17 protein-coding genes, 2 tRNA genes and 3 rRNA genes are annotated in these 23,607 nt (G+C 57.3%); 11 read left to right on the forward strand and 11 right to left on the reverse strand.

What is annotated here, in order from left to right; all coding sequences use genetic code 11:
• Nucleotide 1: 1 nt before the first annotated feature.
• The 4 genes from LOY36_RS08585 to LOY36_RS08600 form a co-directional block, all read right to left on the reverse strand.
• A complete protein-coding gene (locus tag LOY36_RS08585) occupies nt 2–322 on the reverse strand; it encodes a hypothetical protein (RefSeq protein ID WP_258672925.1) in 321 nt (106 codons plus the stop codon).
• Nucleotides 319–861 carry a thiamine pyrophosphate-binding protein gene (locus LOY36_RS08590; protein WP_258672926.1) on the reverse strand — a complete coding sequence of 181 codons (543 nt, stop codon included), beginning with the start codon at nt 859–861 and terminating at the stop codon, nt 319–321. The genes LOY36_RS08585 and LOY36_RS08590 overlap by 4 nt, the downstream gene beginning before the upstream one ends.
• A complete protein-coding gene (locus LOY36_RS08595; protein WP_258672927.1) occupies nt 858–2,063 on the reverse strand; it encodes a PepSY domain-containing protein in 1,206 nt (401 codons plus the stop codon). Before LOY36_RS08595 ends, LOY36_RS08590 begins: the two co-directional genes overlap by 4 nt.
• Nucleotides 2,064–2,324: 261 nt before the next feature.
• Complete coding sequence (locus LOY36_RS08600) at nt 2,325–2,783, reverse strand: VOC family protein (RefSeq protein WP_019582478.1); 459 nt, start codon at nt 2,781–2,783, stop codon at nt 2,325–2,327.
• Between the two features lie 311 nt (nt 2,784–3,094).
• Here LOY36_RS08600 and LOY36_RS08605 point away from each other — a divergent pair, with 311 nt between their 5' ends.
• The 4 genes from LOY36_RS08605 to LOY36_RS08620 all read left to right on the forward strand — a co-directional run bounded on the left by LOY36_RS08605 (nt 3,095) and on the right by LOY36_RS08620 (nt 7,314).
• Nucleotides 3,095–3,364, forward strand: a complete 270-nt coding sequence (locus LOY36_RS08605; RefSeq protein WP_028939039.1) for a hypothetical protein — start codon at nt 3,095–3,097, stop codon at nt 3,362–3,364.
• Nucleotides 3,365–3,465: 101 nt separating this feature from the next.
• Nucleotides 3,466–4,077 carry a LysE family translocator gene (locus LOY36_RS08610; RefSeq protein WP_019650600.1) on the forward strand — a complete coding sequence of 204 codons (612 nt, stop codon included), beginning with the start codon at nt 3,466–3,468 and terminating at the stop codon, nt 4,075–4,077.
• A gap of 205 nt (nt 4,078–4,282) precedes the next feature.
• Nucleotides 4,283–5,449, forward strand: a complete 1,167-nt coding sequence (locus tag LOY36_RS08615) for a cysteine desulfurase family protein (RefSeq protein WP_258672928.1) — start codon at nt 4,283–4,285, stop codon at nt 5,447–5,449.
• A 56-nt stretch (nt 5,450–5,505) separates the two neighbouring features.
• Nucleotides 5,506–7,314 carry an aminopeptidase P family protein gene (locus LOY36_RS08620; protein WP_192379613.1) on the forward strand — a complete coding sequence of 603 codons (1,809 nt, stop codon included), beginning with the start codon at nt 5,506–5,508 and terminating at the stop codon, nt 7,312–7,314.
• A 46-nt stretch (nt 7,315–7,360) separates the two neighbouring features.
• On the opposite strand, the gene LOY36_RS08625 is transcribed toward LOY36_RS08620, so the two are convergent.
• From LOY36_RS08625 to rhtA, 4 genes are all read right to left on the reverse strand, one after another.
• Complete coding sequence (locus LOY36_RS08625; protein ID WP_258672929.1) at nt 7,361–7,957, reverse strand: 2-hydroxychromene-2-carboxylate isomerase; 597 nt, start codon at nt 7,955–7,957, stop codon at nt 7,361–7,363.
• A gap of 36 nt (nt 7,958–7,993) precedes the next feature.
• A complete protein-coding gene (locus LOY36_RS08630; RefSeq protein ID WP_019582472.1) occupies nt 7,994–8,734 on the reverse strand; it encodes an SDR family oxidoreductase in 741 nt (246 codons plus the stop codon).
• A 99-nt stretch (nt 8,735–8,833) separates the two neighbouring features.
• Complete coding sequence (locus tag LOY36_RS08635; protein WP_018929955.1) at nt 8,834–9,115, reverse strand: hypothetical protein; 282 nt, start codon at nt 9,113–9,115, stop codon at nt 8,834–8,836.
• A 170-nt stretch (nt 9,116–9,285) separates the two neighbouring features.
• Nucleotides 9,286–10,173 (reverse strand): threonine/homoserine exporter RhtA, encoded by an 888-nt coding sequence (rhtA, locus tag LOY36_RS08640; protein ID WP_019650605.1) that lies wholly within the window; start codon nt 10,171–10,173, stop codon nt 9,286–9,288.
• Nucleotides 10,174–10,843: 670 nt separating this feature from the next.
• Here rhtA and LOY36_RS08645 point away from each other — a divergent pair.
• The 6 genes from LOY36_RS08645 (at nt 10,844) to mrdA (ending at nt 18,269) form a co-directional block, all read left to right on the forward strand.
• Nucleotides 10,844–12,382: ribosomal RNA gene (locus LOY36_RS08645) — 16S ribosomal RNA — on the forward strand.
• A gap of 163 nt (nt 12,383–12,545) precedes the next feature.
• Nucleotides 12,546–12,622, forward strand: a tRNA-Ile gene (locus tag LOY36_RS08650).
• A gap of 29 nt (nt 12,623–12,651) precedes the next feature.
• A tRNA-Ala gene (locus LOY36_RS08655) sits at nt 12,652–12,727 on the forward strand.
• A gap of 246 nt (nt 12,728–12,973) precedes the next feature.
• Nucleotides 12,974–15,865 (forward strand): 23S ribosomal RNA (locus LOY36_RS08660).
• 154 nt (nt 15,866–16,019) lie between these two features.
• Nucleotides 16,020–16,135 (forward strand): 5S ribosomal RNA (gene rrf, locus LOY36_RS08665).
• The 16S, 23S and 5S rRNA genes sit together here with 2 tRNA genes alongside, the layout of an rRNA operon.
• A 241-nt stretch (nt 16,136–16,376) precedes the next feature.
• Nucleotides 16,377–18,269, forward strand: a complete 1,893-nt coding sequence (gene mrdA, locus LOY36_RS08670; protein WP_258672930.1) for a penicillin-binding protein 2 — start codon at nt 16,377–16,379, stop codon at nt 18,267–18,269.
• Between the two features lie 11 nt (nt 18,270–18,280).
• On the opposite strand, the gene LOY36_RS08675 is transcribed toward mrdA, so the two are convergent.
• Entirely contained in the window at nt 18,281–19,240 is a 960-nt protein-coding gene (locus tag LOY36_RS08675) for a LysR family transcriptional regulator (protein WP_258672931.1), read from the reverse strand.
• Between the two features lie 121 nt (nt 19,241–19,361).
• Between LOY36_RS08675 and LOY36_RS08680 the strand changes: the two genes are divergently transcribed.
• On the forward strand, nt 19,362–20,117 hold the full coding sequence (locus LOY36_RS08680; protein ID WP_019649616.1) for a class II aldolase/adducin family protein: 756 nt from the start codon (nt 19,362–19,364) through the stop codon (nt 20,115–20,117).
• 214 nt (nt 20,118–20,331) lie between these two features.
• Here LOY36_RS08680 and LOY36_RS08685 read toward each other — a convergent pair whose 3' ends face one another.
• Both LOY36_RS08685 and LOY36_RS08690 read right to left on the reverse strand, forming a co-directional pair.
• Nucleotides 20,332–23,022, reverse strand: a complete 2,691-nt coding sequence (locus tag LOY36_RS08685) for a DEAD/DEAH box helicase (protein WP_258672932.1) — start codon at nt 23,020–23,022, stop codon at nt 20,332–20,334.
• A gap of 3 nt (nt 23,023–23,025) precedes the next feature.
• Nucleotides 23,026–23,604: a CsiV family protein gene (locus tag LOY36_RS08690; RefSeq protein ID WP_019582841.1), complete on the reverse strand. Its 579-nt coding sequence runs from the start codon at nt 23,602–23,604 to the stop codon at nt 23,026–23,028.
• Between the last annotated feature and the right edge of the window lie 3 nt (nt 23,605–23,607).

The following is a 23,607-nucleotide window of genomic DNA, read 5'->3' on the forward strand; positions in this document are numbered from 1 at the left end:
CTCAGGGCGCCTCGATGTCGGCTTGGTCGATCTCGACCACGTGGCCGGGACCGGCGTCGAACAGCACGTAGAATTCGGCGCCGGGCTTCTTGAACGTCAGGGTCGAATCGGCGCCGAGCTTGCCTGGCACCAGAATGGTTTCGTCGTAGCCGATCACATCCAGGGTCACGCCCGGTGCGCCGCTGCCGTCGGAAAAACCGCCAGTGCAACGGATCTGTTCGGCGTCGATGGCCTTGCATTCGCACATCGGGTTGTGGGCCAGGGCGCTGGCGCTGAAGGCGGCGCAGAGCACCAGTAAAACGGGGCGAAAAGCGCTGATCATGGTTTGCCTCCTTGTCTGTTCAGCCATGCGACGGTGGCCGGGGATGCCTGGCTCAGGGGAATGGAGGCTTGATGCATGGCACCGTCCCAGCCTTCCATGGTGATCCACAGCTCGGCGTCGTTTTTGGTCTTTTCAGGTACCGGCAGCGCGGTGCCCATGTGGTAGGGCGTGCCGAAGAAAATCACCCCGGCCGCGCGCAGGCTGCGTGGTTTGCCAATGCGCAGGTAAGTCGCCTTGACCTGATCGCGACAGCTGTCGCAGAGCGCAGCATTGAAGAGCTTCAAGTAGCCGGCCGGCCCATCGGATACCGGGGCTGCGTCGCGCAATTCGGCCAGGCGCAGGCTCCAGGGGCCGACCTGAACTTCACCGACCTCACGCTCACCCAGGCCGGTGTCACCGCGAAACAGCGCGGCGTCGGCGAAGTATTTGGGCATGAACCCCAGCGGCACCAGCAACAGCAGCACATTGATGTGGAAACGCCATGTGTGCCAGAAGCGGCTTAGCGGCGAGCGCGGTTTTTCTGCTGCGACCTGGCTCATCGGCTGCCCTCCGTGGCTTCGCGGCTCATGGCCGGCTGACCGGTCAGCGCAGCCCGTGGACGCTTGTTGCTGCGCTTGAGCGCATTGGCCGTGGCCAGGGCGGTGCGTTTGGTCCAGATCAACAGGCCGCTGAGGACCATCATGCTCAGGATCAGGCCGAAGAAGAACCAGATCAGCTTGATCCAGATACCGCCGAAATCGCCGGTGTGCAGCGGACGCATGGATTCGGTCACCAGCTCCAGACCCGAACGATCCGACAGCAGGCGCGTGGTGGAAATGTCACCGGTGTAAGGGTTGACCTCGGCGCTCTGGTAGATCAACGGGTACCAGCTGCGTCCGCTCACCGAAAGGTGGCTATAGGCATTGGCGGGCAGGCTGACTGAGCTGTCTTCCAGGCCGGGAATGCGCTCCTTGGCCTCGTGGATCGCGCTTTCCAGGCTGATCATCGGCGCTGGTGCGCCATCGGCGGTGAGCGGCACGCTCTCACGCGGGACGACGGGGGCGACCGGCGCGGTGGAAATCGAAATATGGTTATCGGACAGGATCGCTTCAATCATGAACCAGGTACTGGTGACGGAAATCACCGCAATGAACCAGATCGACCAGATGCCGCTGAGCCGGTGAAAGTCGCCCCAGAAAATCCGCGCGCCATGACGAATGCGCAGGGTCGGTCGCAAGAAGCCTTTCCAGAACCGTTTGTAGACCACAAGCCCCGTCACCAACGACGCCAGCATCGGCAAGCCGAGGAACGACACCAGATACCAGCCCCAGCTGTAGCCGTTGGTGAATGGCACCAGCCACCAGCCATGCAGCGCGCGAGTGAAGGCCTGGAAGTTGAAGGGTGGAGCGGTGCCCTGAATCGCCCCGCTGTAGGGGTTCACATAGACCGTCACCGAGCGTCCATCCGGGTAGCTGACCTTCACGTCCAGGGCGAAATGCGACTCGTCGGGACGGTTGATACTTTCGACCAGCGTTTGCGGCTCGGCCTTTTTGATGGCGGCGATGATCTGGTCATAGCTGAGCAGCGGCGCGTCGTCCGAAGGCGGGCTGGCGCGCATTTGCGGGTTGGCCAGCCAGACGATTTCCTGACTGACCACCGCCAATGTGCCGGTCACACAGACGATCAATACAAAGAACCAGATGGGCAGGGCCAGCCAGCTATGGACCAGAAACCAGAGTTTTGAGCGGGATTTCTTCGACATGATTAAAGGTCTTGTTTCGATGAGAGGACCTCTGCTGCGGGCTTCCCAGCGTTGAGGTCCATGAAAGGCCCGGTCGTGGCTTTTGCCTACGCGACCGGCTGCATCTAAATAAGACGTATGAGCATCGGAAATCCCGAAAGAGGATATGAAAGTAAATGTTTCGTGTTTCTGCGCTGTGTGGGAACGGCCAATATTGATGTTGAATGTGATGCCCCCATCGCGAGCCTGCTCGCGATGGGGGCTGATCACATACCGAAGCTATCAACCCTGCTTGAACATCTCCTTCGCCCGCTGTTCGATCTGTTCCTGCGTCAGATCCTCCTTGCGCGTGGCCAGAAACCACACATGCCCATAGGGATCCTTCAAGGTCCCCGTGCGGTCGCCATAAAACTGATCCTTGACCTCGGACACCACCGTGGCACCGGCATCGATGGCCTGTTTATAGGACTTGTCCACATCGTTCACATACAAATGCAGGCCCACGGACGGCGATTTGTCCGGGTTGCTCAAGGGCCCCTGGTCACAGGGTGTGCCCAGCATGATCGGGCTATCGCCGATACGCAGTTCGGCGTGCCCGATGCCGCCGTCGGGCATGGCCAGGCGCATGACTTCGGTGGCGCCAAAGGCTTTCTTGTAGAAGTCGATGGCTTCGGCAGCTTTCTGAATGCCCAGATAAGGGGTGATGCTGTGATAACCCTCTGGAATAGGTTTGACGCTCATGACGGTTCTCCCTTTATTGTTGTGGAGTTAAGGTGTTCCTTCGCCGTTTTCCGGTCGGATAACTATAGGTCAGCCCCTTCGCTACAACCGAGTGCCCGACGAGTAGCCGCAGTCACGACAACACGCTGCACTGTAATTTTGGTGCATCAGCGGTAAGAACCTGGATCGACAGGTTCTCTGTGGCGCGACGCTTGTTCACTGCCAGTTCACCAATTCCCGATACCCACTATCGAGAGCATTGATTTCTGCCCGTTGGGGCGCGTCGGTAGCCTGTGTTCATTGCCCCGAACCCAGCTATCCGGACGCTCGAAATGAAAACTCTACTCGCCACTTTCCTGTTGCTCGCCGTTTCCGTCCTCGCCGGATGCGCCAGTCATGTTTCACCGGAACTACGCCCCTACACCGCTGAAGAAACCCGGGAACTGGCGCTGGAAGCCTTGAATCGTCGGGGCTTGTCCTTCGAGGAGTACCACGCGAAGAAAGCCGAATTGCTCGGCCAGCCGACCAAATCGATCAGTTTTGACAAGCAGGGCGAGATGAACGCCGAGCGCACAGTACAGCTGCACGGTCGCCAAAGTTGAGCGACAACTGTACTGCTCGAACTTTCACGCAACTGTCCATGGGTTTCCCTCAAGGCGTGCGATAGGGTCAACACCTGACTGACTCTGATGGACTGCCCCCCATGCTCTCGCTCGACCTGCTGCTGGGCTTTGCCCTGTTCGCCCTTGTCACCTCGATCACCCCCGGCCCGAACAACACCATGTTGCTGGCCTCGGGCGTGAATTTCGGCTTTAGCCGCACCATCCCTCACATGCTGGGCATTACCTGCGGCTTCTTCGTGTTGGTGGTGGCCGTCGGTTTCGGCCTGGGCACTGTGTTTCAAACCTATCCATTGCTTTACACCGTGTTGCGTTATCTCGGCGCGGCGTATTTGCTGTACCTGGCCTGGAAGATTGCGCATTCCGGGCCGGTCGTCGAGGGTGAGCAGGGCGAGGGCAAGCCGATCAGCTATTTGGGCGCGGCGGCGTTTCAATGGGTCAACCCCAAGGCCTGGATCATGGCCATCGGTGCCATCAGCACCTACACGCCAATGCAGGGCTATTTCACCAATGTGATTGTGATTGCCGCGGTCTTCGCTCTGATCAACCTGCCGAGCGTCGGTGTGTGGGCTGGTTGTGGCACGCTGTTGCGCAATGTGCTGCGCGATCGCCGCTGGCTACGCCTGTTCAACTGGGGCATGGCCTTGTTGCTGGTGGCTTCCATGTATCCGTTGTTGCTTGAAAGTTTTAGCTGACGCATTGCTTCAACCGGTTACCCGATGCCTGTTAAGCTCGACTTCAGGAGCGTTCCTACGCACTTTTAAATGAAGTTGTTCTTCTTTAACGGCCTCCGATCAGGTATTGCTATCGTTCTGCAAATTCGGCACCGCTCATAAGGCGGCGCTTTGATATTTCCAGTGACGAGCTTCCTGATCCCGGAACACGCTCTGCGAGTCTTCTATGAATAAACGTCCGTTGTATTTCGACTACGCCGCCACCACGCCGGTGGATGAGCGGGTCATCAAGGTGATGGTTGAGTGTCTGGGCTTCACGGGTAACTTCGGCAATCCAGCGTCCAGCTCCCATGCCTTCGGTCAACAGGCCCGGCAATCGGTCGAGCACGCACGGCGCCAGGTCGCCGAACTGGTGGGCGCCCAGGCCGAGCAGATCGTCTGGACCTCCGGCGCCACCGAATCCAACAACCTGGCACTCAAGGGCGTTACCCAGGCCCGCGGTGTGTCCGGCGGCCATATAATCACCAGCCAGATTGAACACAAGGCAATTCTCGACACCGCCAAACAATTGCAGGATGCCGGCATTGCCGTGACGTATCTGGTGCCCGATGCCGAAGGCCTGATTACCCCGCAAGCAGTCAGCGAGGCGATGCGCGAAGACACCTTTCTGGTGTCGCTGATGCTGGTCAACAACGAACTGGGCACCGTCAACGATATCCCTGCCATCGGCCAGGTGGTGCGTGATCGCGATGCGTTGTTTCACGTCGATGCGGCTCAGGGCGTGGGCAAAGTGGCGATCGACCTGGCCCAATGGCCGGTGGATTTGATGTCATTCTCGGCGCACAAGGTCTATGGCCCCAAAGGCATCGGCGCGCTGTACGTCGGGCCTCGTGCGCAACAGCGCCTGCAGGCGCAGATCCACGGTGGCGGCCATGAGGGCGGGTTGCGTTCCGGTACTCTGGCGACGCACCAGATCGCAGCCATGGGCGCCGCTTTCGCCTTGGCGGCCGCTTTGTTCGATGAAGAAAAAGCCACCATCGTGCGCCTGCGTGAACGCTTGCTCGATCAGCTGCTGAGCATTTCCGGTATTCGCGTCAATGGCAGTCCGACCCAACGCATTCCCCATACCCTGAGCCTGACCTTCAACGAAGGCGAGTTCAATTCCGCGGCGTTGAGCACCTCGATCGCGTTTTCCGCGACGTCGGCCTGCAACTCCGCCAGTAATGCGCCATCTCATGTGCTGCTGGCGCTGGGGCATGACGCGCGCTCGGCCAGTCGCACCATTCGCCTGAGCCTGGGGCGTTTCACCACCGAGCAAGATATCGACCAGGCTGCGCACCTGATCAAAACGGCCACCGCCAGTGCTCCGGCATTCTGGGCGACAGGTCCTTAAGCGCCGACTCTGATCGGCACCCAACAATAATGATGAAGTGGTTAGCAGGAGACACGATGAGTACGCAGCCTTCGATCAATGGATTGGTACCCCGGCGCCTGGCGCAAACCCGCGAGCTGATGAGCCGGGAGGGCATTCATGCTCTGCTGGTGCCGTCGGCCGACCCGCACCTGTCGGAATACCTGCCGGGCTATTGGCAGGGGCGGCAGTGGCTGTCGGGTTTCCATGGCTCGGTCGGCACGCTGATCGTCACGCCGGATTTCGCCGGCGTCTGGGCCGACAGCCGCTATTGGGAACAAGCGAGCAAGGAACTCAAGGGCAGCGGTATCGAGCTGGTCAAGCTGCAACCGGGTCAACCCGGCCCCCTTGATTGGCTGGCCGAGCAAACGCCTGAAGGCGGTGTCGTTGCAGTCGATGGCGCGGTGATGGCCGTGGCGTCGGCGCGTACCCTGAGCAGCAAACTCCAAGAACGCGGCGCACGTCTGCGCACGGACATCGATTTGCTGAGCGAAGTCTGGAGTGATCGCCCAAGCTTGCCGAACGAGCCGATTTATCAACACTTACCGCCTCAGGCGACCGTCAGCCGTGGCGAAAAACTCGCCCAGCTGCGTGACGTGTTGAAAGAGCGCGGTGCCGACTGGCATTTCATTGCCACCCTCGATGACATCGCCTGGCTGTTCAACTTGCGCGGCGGCGATGTTTCGTTCAACCCGGTGTTTGTGTCCTTTGCGCTCATTAGCCAGCAACAGGCCACCTTGTTCGTCGCCCTGAGTAAAGTCAGCGCCGAGCTGCGTGCCATCCTTGAACAGGACGGCGTGACCCTGCGCGATTACAGCGAAGTGGCCGCCGCCTTGCGCGCCATACCAAGCGGCGCGAGCCTGCAAGTCGATCCGGCGCGGGTCACGGCGGGTCTGCTGGATAACTTGAACAGTGATGTGAAACTGGTCGAAGGCCTGAACCCGACCACTCTGGCCAAGTCACAAAAAAGCCTGGCCGATGCCGAGCACATCCGTCGGGCCATGGAGCAGGATGGCGCGGCGCTGTGCGAATTCTTCGCCTGGCTGGAGGCAGCATGGGGGCGTGAGCGCATCACCGAACTGACCATCGACGAACACCTGACCGCGGCCCGCACCCGGCGCCCGGATTATGTGTCGCTGAGCTTCAACACCATTGCTGCGTTTAACGCCAACGGTGCGATGCCGCATTACCACGCCACCGAAGAAGAGCATGCGGTCATCGAGGGTGACGGCCTGTTGCTGATCGACTCCGGCGGCCAATACCTGGGCGGCACTACCGACATTACGCGGATGGTGCCGGTGGGGACGCCGACTGACGAGCAGAAGCGCGATTGCACTCGCGTACTCAAAGGCGTGATTGCGCTCTCCCGCGCGCAGTTCCCGCGGGGAATTCTGTCGCCGTTGCTGGACGCCATTGCCCGCGCACCGATCTGGGCCGAAAGTGTCGACTACGGTCATGGCACCGGTCACGGCGTCGGCTACTTCCTCAACGTTCACGAAGGCCCGCAAGTGATCGCCTATCAGGCGGCAGCCGCGCCGCAAACTGCAATGCAGCCAGGGATGATCACTTCCATAGAACCGGGCACCTACCGTCCGGGCCGCTGGGGCGTGCGGATCGAGAACCTGGTGTTGAACCGCGAGGCGGGCAAGAGCGAGTTCGGTGAATTCCTGAAGTTCGAAACCCTGACCCTGTGCCCGATCGACACCCGCTGCCTGGAACCGTCGTTGCTGACCGAAGACGAAAAGCAGTGGTTCAACGGCTACCATGCCGAAGTGCGCGAGCGCCTGAGCCCGTTGCTCGATGGCGCGGCCCTTGAGTGGTTGAACACCCGGACCGCGGCTATTTGATCGGCTTGAATTCAGGCGCTGTTTCCAGCGCCTGAGTTATGTCCGGCTATTGCGCACGCAGGGCTTCAAGGACGAAGTCCAGCCGATCCTGGCCAAAGAACAGCTGATCCCCGACAAACATGCTCGGTGCGCCGAATACACCGCGTTGTACCGCTTCCTCGGTGTTTTTCTTGAGGGCGGCTTTGACGTTCTCATCTGCTGCTAGCGACAGCACCTCGTTCGGGTCGAAACCGTTTTGCGTCAGCACGGCGGCAACGGTCGCGGGATCATCGAGGCTGCACCCTTCCACCCACAGGGCGTGAAACAGGCAATCGATAAACGCCTGAAAGCGTTCGGGATGACGTAATTGCATACCCGTGACCGCGCGCATCAACATCAGGGTATTGATGGGGAAGTGCGGGTTGAACTTCAGCGGCACACCGTAACGCTTGGCATAGCGGTCCAGATCCTGAAACATGTAGCGACCCTTGGCCGGAATGGTCACCGGGGAGGCGTTGCCGGTGGCTTTGAAGACGCCGCCCAGTAGCATCGGTTTGTAGATCAGCTGACTATCGGTCTGCGCGCAGATTTTCGGCAGTTGGGTGTAGGCCAGGTAGGTGGCGGGGCTGCCGAGGTCGAAAAAGAACTCCACGGTTTTGCTCATGGTCGATGTGCTCTTCTTTTTGTCGTAGGGGAAGGCTTACCAGCGTTCGTTCCAGGGGCGCAGATCCAGCTCGAACGTCCAGGCGTCCCGTGGCTGGCTGTGTAAGTACCAATAGTTTTCGGCGATGTGCTCGGGATTGAGGATGCCGTCCTGATCCTTGGTCGCGTATTTTTCCGGAAATCTGTCGCGGATAAAGTCGGTGTCGATGGCACCATCGACCACCACATGGGCGACGTGGATGTTCATCGGCCCCAGTTCGCGGGCCATGCTTTGGGCCAGGGCGCGAATCCCGTGCTTGGCGCCAGCGAAGGCTGCAAACCCTGCGGCACCGCGCAAGCCGGCGGTGGCCCCGGTGAACAGGATCGTGCCCCGTTGGCGGGTGACCATGCGCTTGGCCACTTCGCGAGCATTGAGAAACCCTGAGAAACAGGCCATTTCCCAGATCTTGAAATACTTGCGAGCGGTTTCTTCGAGAATACTGCACGGCACATTGGCGCCGATATTGAAGACGAACGCTTCGATGGGGCCGATCTCGGTTTCGATCTGCTCGATGAGCGCAATCACGTCCTCTTCTTTGCGCGCATCGCAGGCAAAGCCATGAGCCTCGCCGCCGCTGATCGTGATGGCATCTACCAGTGGCTGAAGTTTGTCTGCGCTGCGACGTGTGACGCAGGCGACGTAGCCTTCCCGGGCAAAACGCTTGGCGATGGCGCCGCCGGTGGCATCGCCTGCGCCGACGACCAATACGATTTTCTTGTTATTGATAGCGGTGGTCATGGATGTCGCCCTTTGCTGAACGGTCAGTGACTGACGAACGTTAGCAGCATCCCGGGCGAGGCGCCTATCGGGCTATGCAAGCCCAACAGGGTTGGAGGATTACTTGCAGATGACGATCATACTGCGGCTGGTATAGCCGGCCGGGTTAAGGCCAAACGGATAATCCCCGGGTTCTTCGACCGCATCCCCTGACTTGGCAATCACCTTGTAACCCTTGGGTGCGCACGAGTTGGCAGCGCTGGTGTAGCACTGGTCCCAGGAGGACGACAGCCCGGAACAGTTGATATGCAGCCCTTTCTTGCCGTGTTTGATCTGGGTTTTCGAGGTCGCCGCGCAGCCCGCAACTGCAAGCACGGCGATCAGTATCAAAATTCGTTTCATTGCTGTCCTTATTGAGGCTCCGAATCTTTGTGCCCGGGTCTGCCTGCATTCGCTTTTGCTTGAAGCGTTCTGATATCCCTATCTGAAAAAGTCCATGTCTGACACTGAGTTACGTGACCTAAACATGGCCTAATTGAGCGGTAAATACCAGACCTTCGTCAAATCTCGTATCAATCCGCCGCAACTGCGGGCTTGGCGGTGCTCCCCATGGTCATGGTTGCGCCGATGGACGCCAGAATGATGCACAGGATTGCCATCCACTGTGACAGGGAAAGGTATTCATGGAGGAACAACAGGCCGGACAGCGCACCGAACGCGGGTTCGATGCTCATCAATGTGCCGAAGGTCCGGGCCGGCATCCGTGTGAGGGCGACCATCTCCAGGGTGTAGGGCAGGGCAGTGGACAGAATCGCGACCCCGATGGCCACGGGAATCAGCGAGGGGGTCAGCAGTGCAGCACCAGCATGGACGATACCGATGGGGGCTACGAACAGTGCAGCAATCATCACGCCCAATGCGGCGGTCTGCACGCCATTGTCGGCACCGGCCTTCTGGCCGAACAGAATGTACAACGCCCAGCAGACACCGGCGCCAAGGGCATAACCTGCGCCAACCAGATCAATACCTGCACTCGTGGCGCCAGTCGGAATCAACAGCAGTAAACCCACGGCTGCCAGAGCGATCCAGAGAAAGTCGATCGCCCGACGTGAGGCATAAATAGCGACCGCTAATGGGCCAGTGAACTCCAGGGCTACCGCGATACCCAGAGGGACAGTGTTCAAGGACATATAGAAGAGGAAGTTCATGCCGCCCAGCGCCATCCCATAGACAATTACCGTGCGCAGGGACTTTGCGGTGAGCTTCGCGCGCCATGGGCGTAATAGCAGCAGCATGATCACGCTGGCGAAGATCAGCCGCAGGGTGGTGGTCCCTTGAGCGCCGATGACCGGGAACATGCTTTTGGCCAGGGAGGCTCCGGACTGGATCGATGCCATGGCTATCAAGAGCAGGCCTACCGAGAACAGGGTCGAGGCAAGGCTGCGGGGGTGGTCATTCATTGCGTGGCATCGTCCGAGGTGAGAAACGAGAGTAGTGTGTTATGTGTTGGGCAATATACTGCGCATTCGTTACGGTTGCGTCTATATATAAGCAGGGATTTTGAACATCCTGATAGAAAAGCGTAATCAGGGGTTGACGGCAGATTCTGGACGTCTATAATTCGCCCCACTTCCGGCGCAGTCGAAACGGAAAACTCCTTGGTAAACAACGAGTTATGCAGTTTTCGACAGCGGTTACGCTTCAGTTCATCGAAGCCAGAAGGAGTTGATAAGGCAGGGTGTTGTCGCCTTATTAGCGATTCGATCTTCTCGGTCGAAAGCGGAGAAAAAGAGGTGTTGACAGCAGCGACTAACGCTGTAGAATTCGCCTCCCGCTAACGAGAGATCGGAAGCGCAAGTGGTTGAAGTTGCAAAGGAAACTTTGAAAACTTCTGAAAATAACCGCTTGACAGCAACAGAGGCTGCTGTAGAATGCGCGCCTCGGTTGAGACGAAAGATCTTAACCAACCGCTCTTTAACAACTGAATCAAGCAATTCGTGTGGGTGCTTGTGGAGTCAGACTGATAGTCAACAAGATTATCAGCATCACAAGTTACTCCGCGAGAAATCAAAGATGTAACCAACGATTGCTGAGCCAAGTTTAGGGTTTCTTAAAAACCCAAAGATGTTTGAACTGAAGAGTTTGATCATGGCTCAGATTGAACGCTGGCGGCAGGCCTAACACATGCAAGTCGAGCGGCAGCACGGGTACTTGTACCTGGTGGCGAGCGGCGGACGGGTGAGTAATGCCTAGGAATCTGCCTGGTAGTGGGGGATAACGTTCGGAAACGAACGCTAATACCGCATACGTCCTACGGGAGAAAGCAGGGGACCTTCGGGCCTTGCGCTATCAGATGAGCCTAGGTCGGATTAGCTAGTTGGTGAGGTAATGGCTCACCAAGGCGACGATCCGTAACTGGTCTGAGAGGATGATCAGTCACACTGGAACTGAGACACGGTCCAGACTCCTACGGGAGGCAGCAGTGGGGAATATTGGACAATGGGCGAAAGCCTGATCCAGCCATGCCGCGTGTGTGAAGAAGGTCTTCGGATTGTAAAGCACTTTAAGTTGGGAGGAAGGGCAGTTGCCTAATACGTAATTGTTTTGACGTTACCGACAGAATAAGCACCGGCTAACTCTGTGCCAGCAGCCGCGGTAATACAGAGGGTGCAAGCGTTAATCGGAATTACTGGGCGTAAAGCGCGCGTAGGTGGTTCGTTAAGTTGGATGTGAAATCCCCGGGCTCAACCTGGGAACTGCATTCAAAACTGTCGAGCTAGAGTATGGTAGAGGGTGGTGGAATTTCCTGTGTAGCGGTGAAATGCGTAGATATAGGAAGGAACACCAGTGGCGAAGGCGACCACCTGGACTGATACTGACACTGAGGTGCGAAAGCGTGGGGAGCAAACAGGATTAGATACCCTGGTAGTCCACGCCGTAAACGATGTCAACTAGCCGTTGGGAGCCTTGAGCTCTTAGTGGCGCAGCTAACGCATTAAGTTGACCGCCTGGGGAGTACGGCCGCAAGGTTAAAACTCAAATGAATTGACGGGGGCCCGCACAAGCGGTGGAGCATGTGGTTTAATTCGAAGCAACGCGAAGAACCTTACCAGGCCTTGACATCCAATGAACTTTCCAGAGATGGATTGGTGCCTTCGGGAACATTGAGACAGGTGCTGCATGGCTGTCGTCAGCTCGTGTCGTGAGATGTTGGGTTAAGTCCCGTAACGAGCGCAACCCTTGTCCTTAGTTACCAGCACGTAATGGTGGGCACTCTAAGGAGACTGCCGGTGACAAACCGGAGGAAGGTGGGGATGACGTCAAGTCATCATGGCCCTTACGGCCTGGGCTACACACGTGCTACAATGGTCGGTACAGAGGGTTGCCAAGCCGCGAGGTGGAGCTAATCCCATAAAACCGATCGTAGTCCGGATCGCAGTCTGCAACTCGACTGCGTGAAGTCGGAATCGCTAGTAATCGCGAATCAGAATGTCGCGGTGAATACGTTCCCGGGCCTTGTACACACCGCCCGTCACACCATGGGAGTGGGTTGCACCAGAAGTAGCTAGTCTAACCTTCGGGGGGACGGTTACCACGGTGTGATTCATGACTGGGGTGAAGTCGTAACAAGGTAGCCGTAGGGGAACCTGCGGCTGGATCACCTCCTTAATCGACGACATCAGCTGCTCCATAAGTTCCCACACGAATTGCTTGATTCATTGAAGAAGACGATATGAAGCAGCCTGTATCAGGTTGTAGCTGTGTTGGTTAGAGCGCACCCCATGCTGTGTGGTAAAGAGCAGGGTGAGGTCGGCCTTAGTAGCTCGAAATTGGGTCTGTAGCTCAGTTGGTTAGAGCGCACCCCTGATAAGGGTGAGGTCGGCAGTTCGAATCTGCCCAGACCCACCAATTTTGTGTGGGAATACCTGTAGAAATACGGGGCCATAGCTCAGCTGGGAGAGCGCCTGCCTTGCACGCAGGAGGTCAACGGTTCGATCCCGTTTGGCTCCACCACTACTGCTTCTGTTGTTGAAAGCTTAGAAATGAGCATTCCATCGTGATGATGGTGAATGTTGATTTCTAGTCTTTGGCTAGATCGTTCTTTAAAAATTTGGGTATGTGATAGAAAGATAGACTGAACGTTACTTTCACTGGTAACGGATCAGGCTAAGGTAAAATTTGTGAGTTGCTCTTAATTGAGCATGCGAATTTTCGGCGAATGTCGTCTTCACAGTATAACCAGATTGCTTGGGGTTATATGGTCAAGTGAAGAAGCGCATACGGTGGATGCCTTGGCAGTCAGAGGCGATGAAAGACGTGGTAGCCTGCGAAAAGCTTCGGGGAGTCGGCAAACAGACTTTGATCCGGAGATGTCTGAATGGGGGAACCCAGCCATCATAAGATGGTTATCTTGTACTGAATACATAGGTGCAAGAGGCGAACCAGGGGAACTGAAACATCTAAGTACCCTGAGGAAAAGAAATCAACCGAGATTCCCTTAGTAGTGGCGAGCGAACGGGGACTAGCCCTTAAGTGGCTTTGAGATTAGCGGAACGCTCTGGAAAGTGCGGCCATAGTGGGTGATAGCCCTGTACGCGAAAATCTCTTAGTCATGAAATCGAGTAGGACGGAGCACGAGAAACTTTGTCTGAATATGGGGGGACCATCCTCCAAGGCTAAATACTACTGACTGACCGATAGTGAACTAGTACCGTGAGGGAAAGGCGAAAAGAACCCCGGAGAGGGGAGTGAAATAGATCCTGAAACCGTATGCGTACAAGCAGTGGGAGCCCACTTTGTTGGGTGACTGCGTACCTTTTGTATAATGGGTCAGCGACTTATTTTCAGTGGCGAGCTTAACCGAATAGGGGAGGCGTAGCGAAAGCGAGTCTTAATAGGGCGTCTAGTCGCTGGGAATAGACCCGAAACCGGGCGATCTATCCATGGGCAGGTTGAAGGTTAGGTAACACTGACTGGAGGACCGAACCGACTACCGTTGAAAAGTTAGCGGATGACCTGTGGATCGGAGTGAAAGGCTAATCAAGCTCGGAGATAGCTGGTTCTCCTCGAAAGCTATTTAGGTAGCGCCTCATGTATCACTGTAGGGGGTAGAGCACTGTTTCGGCTAGGGGGTCATCCCGACTTACCAAACCGATGCAAACTCCGAATACCTACAAGTGCCGAGCATGGGAGACACACGGCGGGTGCTAACGTCCGTCGTGAAAAGGGAAACAACCCAGACCGTCAGCTAAGGTCCCAAAGTTATGGTTAAGTGGGAAACGATGTGGGAAGGCTTAGACAGCTAGGAGGTTGGCTTAGAAGCAGCCACCCTTTAAAGAAAGCGTAATAGCTCACTAGTCGAGTCGGCCTGCGCGGAAGATGTAACGGGGCTCAAACCATACACCGAAGCTACGGGTATCACTTAGGTGATGCGGTAGAGGAGCGTTCTGTAAGCCTGTGAAGGTGAGTTGAGAAGCTTGCTGGAGGTATCAGAAGTGCGAATGCTGACATGAGTAACGACAATGGGTGTGAAAAACACCCACGCCGAAAGACCAAGGTTTCCTGCGCAACGTTAATCGACGCAGGGTTAGTCGGTCCCTAAGGCGAGGCTGAAAAGCGTAGTCGATGGAAAACAGGTTAATATTCCTGTACTTCTGGTTATTGCGATGGAGGGACGGAGAAGGCTAGGCCAGCTTGGCGTTGGTTGTCCAAGTTTAAGGTGGTAGGCTGAGATCTTAGGTAAATCCGGGATCTCAAGGCCGAGAGCTGATGACGAGTGTTCTTTTAGAACACGAAGTGGTTGATGCCATGCTTCCAAGAAAAGCTTCTAAGCTTCAGGTAACCAGGAACCGTACCCCAAACCGACACAGGTGGTTGGGTAGAGAATACCAAGGCGCTTGAGAGAACTCGGGTGAAGGAACTAGGCAAAATGGCACCGTAACTTCGGGAGAAGGTGCGCCGGTGAGGGTGAAGCACTTGCTGCGTAAGCCCACGCCGGTCGAAGATACCAGGCCGCTGCGACTGTTTATTAAAAACACAGCACTCTGCAAACACGAAAGTGGACGTATAGGGTGTGACGCCTGCCCGGTGCCGGAAGGTTAATTGATGGGGTTAGCTAACGCGAAGCTCTTGATCGAAGCCCCGGTAAACGGCGGCCGTAACTATAACGGTCCTAAGGTAGCGAAATTCCTTGTCGGGTAAGTTCCGACCTGCACGAATGGCGTAACGATGGCGGCGCTGTCTCCACCCGAGACTCAGTGAAATTGAAATCGCTGTGAAGATGCAGTGTATCCGCGGCTAGACGGAAAGACCCCGTGAACCTTTACTATAGCTTTGCACTGGACTTTGAATTTGCTTGTGTAGGATAGGTGGGAGGCTTTGAAGCGTGGACGCCAGTTCGCGTGGAGCCATCCTTGAAATACCACCCTGGCAACTTTGAGGTTCTAACTCAGGTCCGTTATCCGGATCGAGGACAGTGTATGGTGGGTAGTTTGACTGGGGCGGTCTCCTCCTAAAGAGTAACGGAGGAGTACGAAGGTGCGCTCAGACCGGTCGGAAATCGGTCGTAGAGTATAAAGGCAAAAGCGCGCTTGACTGCGAGACAGACACGTCGAGCAGGTACGAAAGTAGGTCTTAGTGATCCGGTGGTTCTGTATGGAAGGGCCATCGCTCAACGGATAAAAGGTACTCCGGGGATAACAGGCTGATACCGCCCAAGAGTTCATATCGACGGCGGTGTTTGGCACCTCGATGTCGGCTCATCACATCCTGGGGCTGAAGCCGGTCCCAAGGGTATGGCTGTTCGCCATTTAAAGTGGTACGCGAGCTGGGTTTAGAACGTCGTGAGACAGTTCGGTCCCTATCTGCCGTGGACGTTTGAGATTTGAGAGGGGCTGCTCCTAGTACGAGAGGACCGGAGTGGACGAACCTCTGGTGTTCCGGTTGTCACGCCAGTGGCATTGCCGGGTAGCTATGTTCGGAATAGATAACCGCTGAAAGCATCTAAGCGGGAAACTAGCCTCAAGATGAGATCTCACTGGGACCTTGAGTCCCCTGAAGGGCCGTCGAAGACTACGACGTTGATAGGTTGGGTGTGTAAGCGCTGTGAGGCGTTGAGCTAACCAATACTAATTGCCCGTGAGGCTTGACCATATAACACCCAAGCAATTTGTGAACTCGAAAGAGGCCAGATTGCGGTGTGTGAAGACGCAATGAACCGAAAGTTCGCAACCATTCACAAAAGCCGCACAAACTATCGCATACCCAATTTGCTGAAGCGTCGAAAGACGGTTCGGTACCCGAATTTCTTGACGACCATAGAGCATTGGAACCACCTGATCCCATCCCGAACTCAGCAGTGAAACGATGCATCGCCGATGGTAGTGTGGGGTTTCCCCATGTGAGAGTAGGTCATCGTCAAGATTAAATTCCGAAACCCCTATCTGCGTATGCAGGTAGGGGTTTTGTTTTGTCCGCAGGAAAGTGCTTTGGCAGTAGAGGGCTAGCGGATGGCCATCCCTGGTAACGGTCGCATCGTTCGTGAAACTTCGGCAGAGCGCGCTAAAAACCACGCCGTTTTTGGTATGGTGCAGCTCGTTTCAACGGACTGACTGCAAGCCTACGGATCGGTACTCCCGTTTATAGTCAAAGAGTTGCTGCAGAAATGCCCGAACCGATACCAATCAAGGACCACGAGAAAGAGACGCTCCTGGTCAACAAAAGACTGATGGCCTGCGCCTTGTTCGTCGCCGCCATTACTTGCGCGCTGGTGGTGCGCATGTACGTCCTGCAGGTTGTCGAGTTCGACTATCACTCGACAATCTCCGAAAACAACCGCGTCCATGTCCTGCCGATCACTCCAACTCGTGGGCTGATCTACGACCGCAATGGTGTGGTCCTGGCAGACAACCGGCCCAGCTTCAACCTGACCATCACCCGCGAACGCGCTTCCGATGTCAAACGCGAGCTGGATGAAGTGGTCAACCTCCTGCACCTGCCGGCCGAGGACCGTACGCTGTTCGACAAGGCGATGAAGCAGGCCAGGCACCCCTTCGTCCCGGTCACGCTGTTCTATGAGCTCAGCGAAGAACAGATAGCCGTACTCGCGGTCAACGAGTTCCGTCTGCCCGGAATCGATGTAGAGCCGCAGTTCGTTCGCCACTACCCCATGGGCGCGCACTTTGCGCATTCGATCGGCTACGTCGGTCGCATTAACGAAAAAGAATCCAAAGCCCTGGACACGGTGGAATACCGTGGCACCCAATCCATTGGCAAAACCGGTATCGAGAAATTCTACGAATCAGAATTGCACGGCCATGTGGGTTACGAAGAAGTCGAAACCAATGCCCAGGGCCGCGTGCTGCGAGTGCTCAAGCACACCGACCCGATCCCCGGCAAAAACATCGTCCTGAGCCTCGACGTCAAACTTCAGGAAGCCGCCGAGGAGGCATTGGGCGATCGGCGTGGCTCGGTGGTCGCTCTCGATCCGTCGACCGGCGAAGTATTGGCCATGGTCAGCAAGCCAAGCTTCGACCCGAACTTGTTTGTGACGGGCATCAGCTACAAGGAATACGCGGCACTGCACGACTCCATCGACCGGCCGCTGTTCAACCGCGTGCTGCGCGGGCTCTACGCACCTGGCTCGACCATCAAGCCGGAAGTGGCGATCGCCGGCCTTGACGCCGGAGTCGTAACCCCGCAGACCCGCGTCTTCGATCCGGGCTATTACCAGTTACCGGATTTTGATCATAAATACCGTAACTGGAATCACAGTGGTGATGGCTGGGTGAACATGGACACGGCGATCATGCGCTCCAACGACACCTACTTCTACGATCTGGCCCACAAGCTGGGAATCGATCGTCTGCACGACTACATGGCGATGTTCGGCCTTGGCGAGAAGGTCTCGCTGGACATGTTCGAAGAGTCTCCCGGTCTGATGCCGTCTCAGGCCTGGAAGCGCGCCACGCGTCGGCAGGCATGGTTCCCCGGCGAGACAGTGATTCTCGGCATTGGCCAGGGCTACATGCAGGTCACTCCTCTGCAGCTGGCACAGGCCACCGCGCTGATCGCCAACAAAGGTGTATGGAACCGGCCGCACCTGGCCAAGACCGTGGACGGTGTCGCGCCGGTGGACGAACATCCGATGCCAAACATCCTGCTCAAGGATCCGCGTGACTGGGAGCAGGTCAACCACGGCATGCAGATGGTGATGCACGACGCCCGCGGGATTGCCCGGGCGGCGGCGGAGGGCGCGCAGTACCGCATCGCCGGCAAAAGTGGCACCGCGCAAGTGGTGGCGATCAAGCAGGGTGAGCGCTACAACCGGGCGAAAACCCTTGAGCGCAACCGCGACAACGCCTTGTTCGTCGGTTTCGCCCCGGCTGAACATCCGCAGATTGTCATCTCGGTGATGATCGAAAACGGCGAGGCCGGTGGTCGCGTCGCCGGCCCTGTGGTGCGGCAGATCATGGATGCCTGGCTACTCGATCAGGGCGGCCACCTGAAGCCGCAATACGCCGCGCCGAGCAAAGCCCCGGGCGACCCTCACGTTTAAGGATCAAGGCTTCACAGCACAGGCTCACGAATGCTGAGCATGTGCTGGAAGCTTTCCAGGAACACGGTTTCGGCCTGACTCATCTTCTGCTCGCGATTCCACAACAGCTGGATATCGAAATCCACCACGCCATCTTCCGGCGGCAAACGCCACAGCAAACCTTGCTCGACATCCCTGCGCACCAGATGAGTCGGCAAACACCCGATACCAAACCCTGCGCAGATCAAGCGGTAAATCTCTTCGAAACTGGTGGATGAAGCAACGATCTTGCCGGTAAAACCTTGCTGGTCGCGAAACAGGGTCAGGGGTGAAAGGTTGCCGCCGAGCTGATCGCTGGTGAAGCTGACGAAATTCTCTGCAGCGAGCTGTTCCAGGGTCAGATTCTCTTGTCCAAAAAGTCGATGACGTTGCCCGCAAAAGTACGCATAGCGCTCGCGAAACAATACCCGCTGTTCCAGTCTCGGTTGCGGTAAACGGCACAATCCGACGCCAATGGTCGCGGTCTTTTGCAGCAACGAACTGATGATGTTCGAACTGCCCATCACCTCGACTTCCAGCTCGACTTTCGGGTGGGTTTCATGGAAATCGGCGAGGAACTCATCGTAGTGTCGTGCTTGCACGCCGCTGACGGTGAGGATGCGAATCTTGCCGACCACGTCGTCGTGCCGACTCTCCAGCACAGTTCCCAGGCGCGAAATATCGCCGTAAATGTCCGTCGCGATGCGCAGGACTTCTTCCCCGGTTTCCGTCAGATCGAACCGTCGCCCACTGCGGGCGATCAACACACATTCCAGTTGCTCTTCCAGGCGCTTCAAAGCCTGGCTGACCGCCGACTGAGTGATGTGCAGTCGCGCGGCAGCCCGACTCATGCTGCCTTCCTGACCGATCACCAGATAAGTGCGCAGCAGGTTCCAGTCGAGACGGTCATTCAGAAAGCGGCGACCAACCCACGGGTTCGAAGTGGAGGGCATAAGGATTCCATGTAGTAGCAGTACTAATAGTAAATATAAGATTATGAAAATTGACTAATCCTGTCATGGCAGCGATAAAGCCCACAAGCGCCACAGAGTGCGCTGCTAAAGAGGTGTATTCGTGAGTAAACCTGAACACATCGGCACGGTTGAATGGCAAGCCCGTTGCGAACTGGCCGCGCTGTATCGCCTGGTCGCGCACTTTCGCATGACCGACCTGATCGACACCCACATTACCCTGCGGATTCCAGGGCCTGAGCATCACTTTCTGATCAACCGCTACGGGGTTATTTTCGACCGCATGCGCGCCTCGGATCTGGTGCGCATCGATCAGGAAGGGCGAGTGGTCGATCCGGCCTATGAAGGTCATCGAGTCAATGCAGCAGGCTTTGTGATCCACTCGGCAATCCACATGGCTCGCCCTGACCTGAATTGTGTGATCCATACCCACACCGCCGCCGGCATGGCCGTCGCCGCGCAGAAGCACGGCTTGTTGCCGATCAGTCAGCATGCGTTGAAGTTTTACGGCAAGTTGGCGTATCACACCTATGAAGGCATTGCCCTTTCGCTGGATGAGCGCGAGCGTCTGATTGCCGATCTGGGGCCGCATCGGGCGATGATCCTACGTAATCACGGACTGCTGGTCGGTGGCTCCGGCGTGGCCCAGGCATTTCAGGAAATTCACTTCCTGGAGCGTGCCTGTCAGGCACAGGTTCAAGCGCTGGCCGGTGGTTCGGCGCTGCATTACCCGTCTCCGGAAGTCTGTGCGCACACCGCCGAACAGTTTGACCGCGATGAACAGGACAACATCATCGACCTGGCCTGGGAGGCTGCTCTGACCCTGATCGAATCCCAGCGCGAGTCCTACTTATCGTAAACTCTGTCATCAACAGCATTGTTTTGCTGTCCCGCGAAGGCGTCAGCACATTCAATATCGACGTTGACTGACACACAGCCTTCGCGGGCAAGCCTCGCTCCTGCAGGAGGACATGTCCGATTTCAGAAGGCCGCTTTCGCGAGCAAGTTCCCGCAGGATGGATGTTCACCCTGTGGGGGCAAGCTTGCTCGCAATGGCGATCTGACTGTCCCTGCTACTTATCAATTTTTTCCGGCAACGGCGCAAACAACGCCTCGATATCATCGCTCTGCAACTTCCAGTCCCCGGTCTTGCGTCCATCCAGCACGCCTGCGGCCAGATCGGATTTTTCCTTCTGCAGATGCTGAATCTTCTCTTCCACCGTGCCCCTGGCAATCATCTTGTAGACGAACACCGGCTTCTCCTGACCAATGCGATACGCACGATCCGTCGCCTGATTTTCCGTCGCAGGGTTCCACCAAGGGTCGTAGTGAATCACCGTATCGGCTTCGGTCAGGTTCAGGCCCACACCGCCAGCCTTCAAACTGATCAGAAAGATCTGGCGCTTGCCGCTCTGGAACTCCTTCACCGGCGTGCGTCGGTCACGGGTCTGGCCGGTCAGGATCGCATACGCCACGCCGCGTTTGTTCAGTTCGTCCTCGATCAGCGACAGCATTGAAGTGAACTGCGAGAACAGCAAAATCCGCCGCCCTTCCTCGAACAGCTCTTCAAGCATTTCCATCAGGCTATCGAGTTTGCCGGAGGTGCTGCCGCGAGCGGGCAGGGCGGCATCGTTGACCAGGCGCAAATCACAGCACACCTGACGCAGCTTCAACAGCGCCTCAAGAATGATGATCTGGCTGCGCGCCACGCCTTTGCGGGTGATCTCGTCGCGGACTTTTTTGTCCATCGCCAGGCGCATGGTTTCGTACACGTCGCGCTGGGCTTCGTTGAGTTCGACCCAATGGACGATCTCGGTTTTCGGCGGCAGTTCGGTGGCTACTTGTTCCTTGGTCCGGCGCAGCAGGAACGGTTTGATCCGACCGTTCAGGTGTTGAAGTCGTACTTCACTGGCACGCTTTTCTATCGGCACGCGGTAATCGCGGTTGAAGCTTTTCACGTCACCGAGCCAGCCCGGCAGCAGGAAGTGGAACAGCGACCACAGCTCGCCCAAGTGATTTTCCAGCGGCGTGCCACTCAGGCACAAACGCTGGCGAGCATTCAGCTCACGGGCCGCATGGGCGGCCTTGCTGTTGGGGTTCTTGATGTACTGCGCTTCATCCAGCACCAGTACGTGCAACGGCTGCGCGGCCAGGCGTTCGACGTCTTTGGGCAGCAGTGCATAAGTGGTCAGGATCAGGTCGTAATCAGCCAGATTGTCGAAATGCTTTTTGCGGCTGATGCCGTACAACGCCAGCACTTTAAGCTGTGGCGTGAAGTGCGCTGCTTCATCGAGCCAGTTCGGAATCAGGCTGGTGGGCATGACCACCATGCACGGCCGATCGAGGCGCCCGGCATTCTTCTCGCTGAGAATGTGCGCCAGGGTTTGTAGGGTTTTGCCCAGGCCCATGTCGTCCGCGAGAATCCCGCCGACTTCCAGTTGTCGCAGCGACTGCATCCAGCTCAGGCCTTCCAGCTGATACGGGCGCAAGGTGGCATTCAGGCCTTCGGGCGCGGCGGCGGTGTGGTCCTTGATGTCGCGCAGGCGCTGGGCAAAGGTGCGGATCTGCTCGCCACCTTCCCAGAGCAGTGGCAGGCCTTCCAGCGGGTTCAGTCGCGTGGCGTCGGCCTTGCTCAGGCGCAGCTTGGTTTCGCCGGGCTCTTGCAGGTAAAACTCGCCGAGGGTGGCCAGCACCGGTTTCAGGCGGCCGAAGGGCAGCGCGACCTGCAGCGGGCCCTGGTCGGTGCTGCGGCGTTGCGGAATGTTCACCAGGATCAGTTCGTCGTCACGACGTCGGGCGAGCCGTTCCGGGTTGAGGATTTCGGTGTGGGAGCGCATCAGGTTCAACAGGATCGGCAGCAGGCTCAGGCGTTCGCCGTTGACGATGATCCCCAGTTCCAGGTCGAACCAGTCGCGTTCCGGCGTCTGTTCGACGGTGGCGTACCAGTCGTCCACGGCGGTCAGGTCGAAGCCGAAATCCTCGTCGATCTGCAACTCCCAACCCTGGGTGCGCAACTTCGGCAGCTCATTGAGGGTGAAGGTCAGCCAGGCGCTGTCGTTGACCATCTCGTAGAGTTCGCCGGCACTTTCCGGCAAGGCTTTACTTTGTCGGGTGGCGACTTTGAAACCGAGGATCCGCAGCTGTTCCCTGTAGGTCTGTTCGACTTCCGGGTGACGTTTTATCCGCAGCGTCTGTGTTTCCTGACGAATCAGGATGTCAGCGTTTTTCTGTCCGCTGACGTACTCGTCCAGATAGCTGAAGGACAGCGCCGCGCGATGCTGAATGTAGCGCTGCATCTTGCCGTTGCGCGGTTCGAAGGCACTGAATTCGATGCTCGCCAGCCACAGGCGCGGCACCGGTTGCACGTTGTCCACCAGCACTTGCGGCGGCGCTTTCGGGTTACGGTTTTCCAATACGGCCTGAAGTTTTTCCAGCAGTTCGGCGTCTTTCGCGGCGGCCGGATACGCGAGGGTTTCCTGCACTTGCAGTAGCACCGCCGCGCAATGTTTACAGTTGCTGTGAACCGGGCAGGTGCATGTGGCGTCGATCATCAGCAAGGTGCCTTTGGCCGACTCGCGCAGGCGAATGGTCTGACGGTAAACGTTGCCGCCAGAGCCTTCGCAACTGGCGGTGATGGTGGCGTCGCCGACTTCGACGATCCTGACGCGGTTCTCCAGTGCGTAGCGGCGGCCCCTCTCCAGGCTCTGTTCCTTGAATCGGCTGACCCAGGATGTTGCCAGGGGTTTGCTCAGGGGCGAGGGCATCAATCAGTCCGGAATTTCATCAGGGACTGGCCGAGGCGCAGGGGCGGTCAGCGAGGTGATCTTGATCAGCAGGCCCAGGTGGCCATTGTCGAGGAAGTTCAGCAGGCCGTTCTTGGTGTGGCTTTCCTGCTTCAGGCGTTCGCTGGCGGTGACCATGCCATTGGCGTCAATCTGATTGACCCAGAAGTCGGCGTCGACGTCAGTGAAACGCCCCAGTTTCAGGTTCAACGTGCCCTCGATAGGGAATTGGCCAAACTGTTCCTTGCCTTCGCTGATCGCGATTTTGCTGGCTTCTTCACCCAGGTTCTGTTGCCAGGCCTTGTGCAGCAACACCGTGTACTCGTTGCTGGCGGTGAGCTTTTCCACTTCGGCATTCAGGCTTGGTGTACGAAAGCTGTCGGGGCTGATGCGTTGGGCACCGGCAGCCCAGTCTTCTGGCGCGGCGCGGCTGACGATGGCAGGCACGGCGTTTTGCCGTACCAGAATCATTTCAACCTGATACAGATCATCGGCAAACGCGGTCGAGGCAAGCAGCGACATCAACAACGTCATCAACAAGGTCAGTGAGCGAAACAGGCGCATGCG

The sequence above is a fragment of the Pseudomonas sp. B21-019 genome (assembly GCF_024749225.1).
In the GTDB taxonomy this organism is placed as follows: Bacteria; Pseudomonadota; Gammaproteobacteria; order Pseudomonadales; family Pseudomonadaceae; genus Aquipseudomonas.

Excerpts from the sequence above, each read along its gene's own strand:
- LOY36_RS08595 (WP_258672927.1), bottom strand. The coding sequence starts at position 2,063 with ATGTCGAAGAAATCCCGCTCAAAACTCTGGTTTCTGGTCCATAGCTGG.
- LOY36_RS08630 (WP_019582472.1), bottom strand. The coding sequence starts at position 8,734 with ATGACCACCGCTATCAATAACAAGAAAATCGTATTGGTCGTCGGCGCA.
- LOY36_RS08690 (WP_019582841.1), bottom strand. The coding sequence starts at position 23,604 with ATGCGCCTGTTTCGCTCACTGACCTTGTTGATGACGTTGTTGATGTCG.
- LOY36_RS08675 (WP_258672931.1), bottom strand. The coding sequence starts at position 19,240 with ATGCCCTCCACTTCGAACCCGTGGGTTGGTCGCCGCTTTCTGAATGAC.
- mrdA (WP_258672930.1), top strand. The coding sequence starts at position 16,377 with ATGCCCGAACCGATACCAATCAAGGACCACGAGAAAGAGACGCTCCTG.
- LOY36_RS08635 (WP_018929955.1), bottom strand. The coding sequence starts at position 9,115 with ATGAAACGAATTTTGATACTGATCGCCGTGCTTGCAGTTGCGGGCTGC.
- LOY36_RS08625 (WP_258672929.1), bottom strand. The coding sequence starts at position 7,957 with ATGAGCAAAACCGTGGAGTTCTTTTTCGACCTCGGCAGCCCCGCCACC.
- LOY36_RS08605 (WP_028939039.1), top strand. The coding sequence starts at position 3,095 with ATGAAAACTCTACTCGCCACTTTCCTGTTGCTCGCCGTTTCCGTCCTC.
- LOY36_RS08685 (WP_258672932.1), bottom strand. The coding sequence starts at position 23,022 with ATGCCCTCGCCCCTGAGCAAACCCCTGGCAACATCCTGGGTCAGCCGA.
- LOY36_RS08590 (WP_258672926.1), bottom strand. The coding sequence starts at position 861 with ATGAGCCAGGTCGCAGCAGAAAAACCGCGCTCGCCGCTAAGCCGCTTC.
- LOY36_RS08600 (WP_019582478.1), bottom strand. The coding sequence starts at position 2,783 with ATGAGCGTCAAACCTATTCCAGAGGGTTATCACAGCATCACCCCTTAT.
- LOY36_RS08585 (WP_258672925.1), bottom strand. The coding sequence starts at position 322 with ATGATCAGCGCTTTTCGCCCCGTTTTACTGGTGCTCTGCGCCGCCTTC.
- LOY36_RS08615 (WP_258672928.1), top strand. The coding sequence starts at position 4,283 with ATGAATAAACGTCCGTTGTATTTCGACTACGCCGCCACCACGCCGGTG.
- rhtA (WP_019650605.1), bottom strand. The coding sequence starts at position 10,173 with ATGAATGACCACCCCCGCAGCCTTGCCTCGACCCTGTTCTCGGTAGGC.
- LOY36_RS08620 (WP_192379613.1), top strand. The coding sequence starts at position 5,506 with ATGAGTACGCAGCCTTCGATCAATGGATTGGTACCCCGGCGCCTGGCG.
- LOY36_RS08610 (WP_019650600.1), top strand. The coding sequence starts at position 3,466 with ATGCTCTCGCTCGACCTGCTGCTGGGCTTTGCCCTGTTCGCCCTTGTC.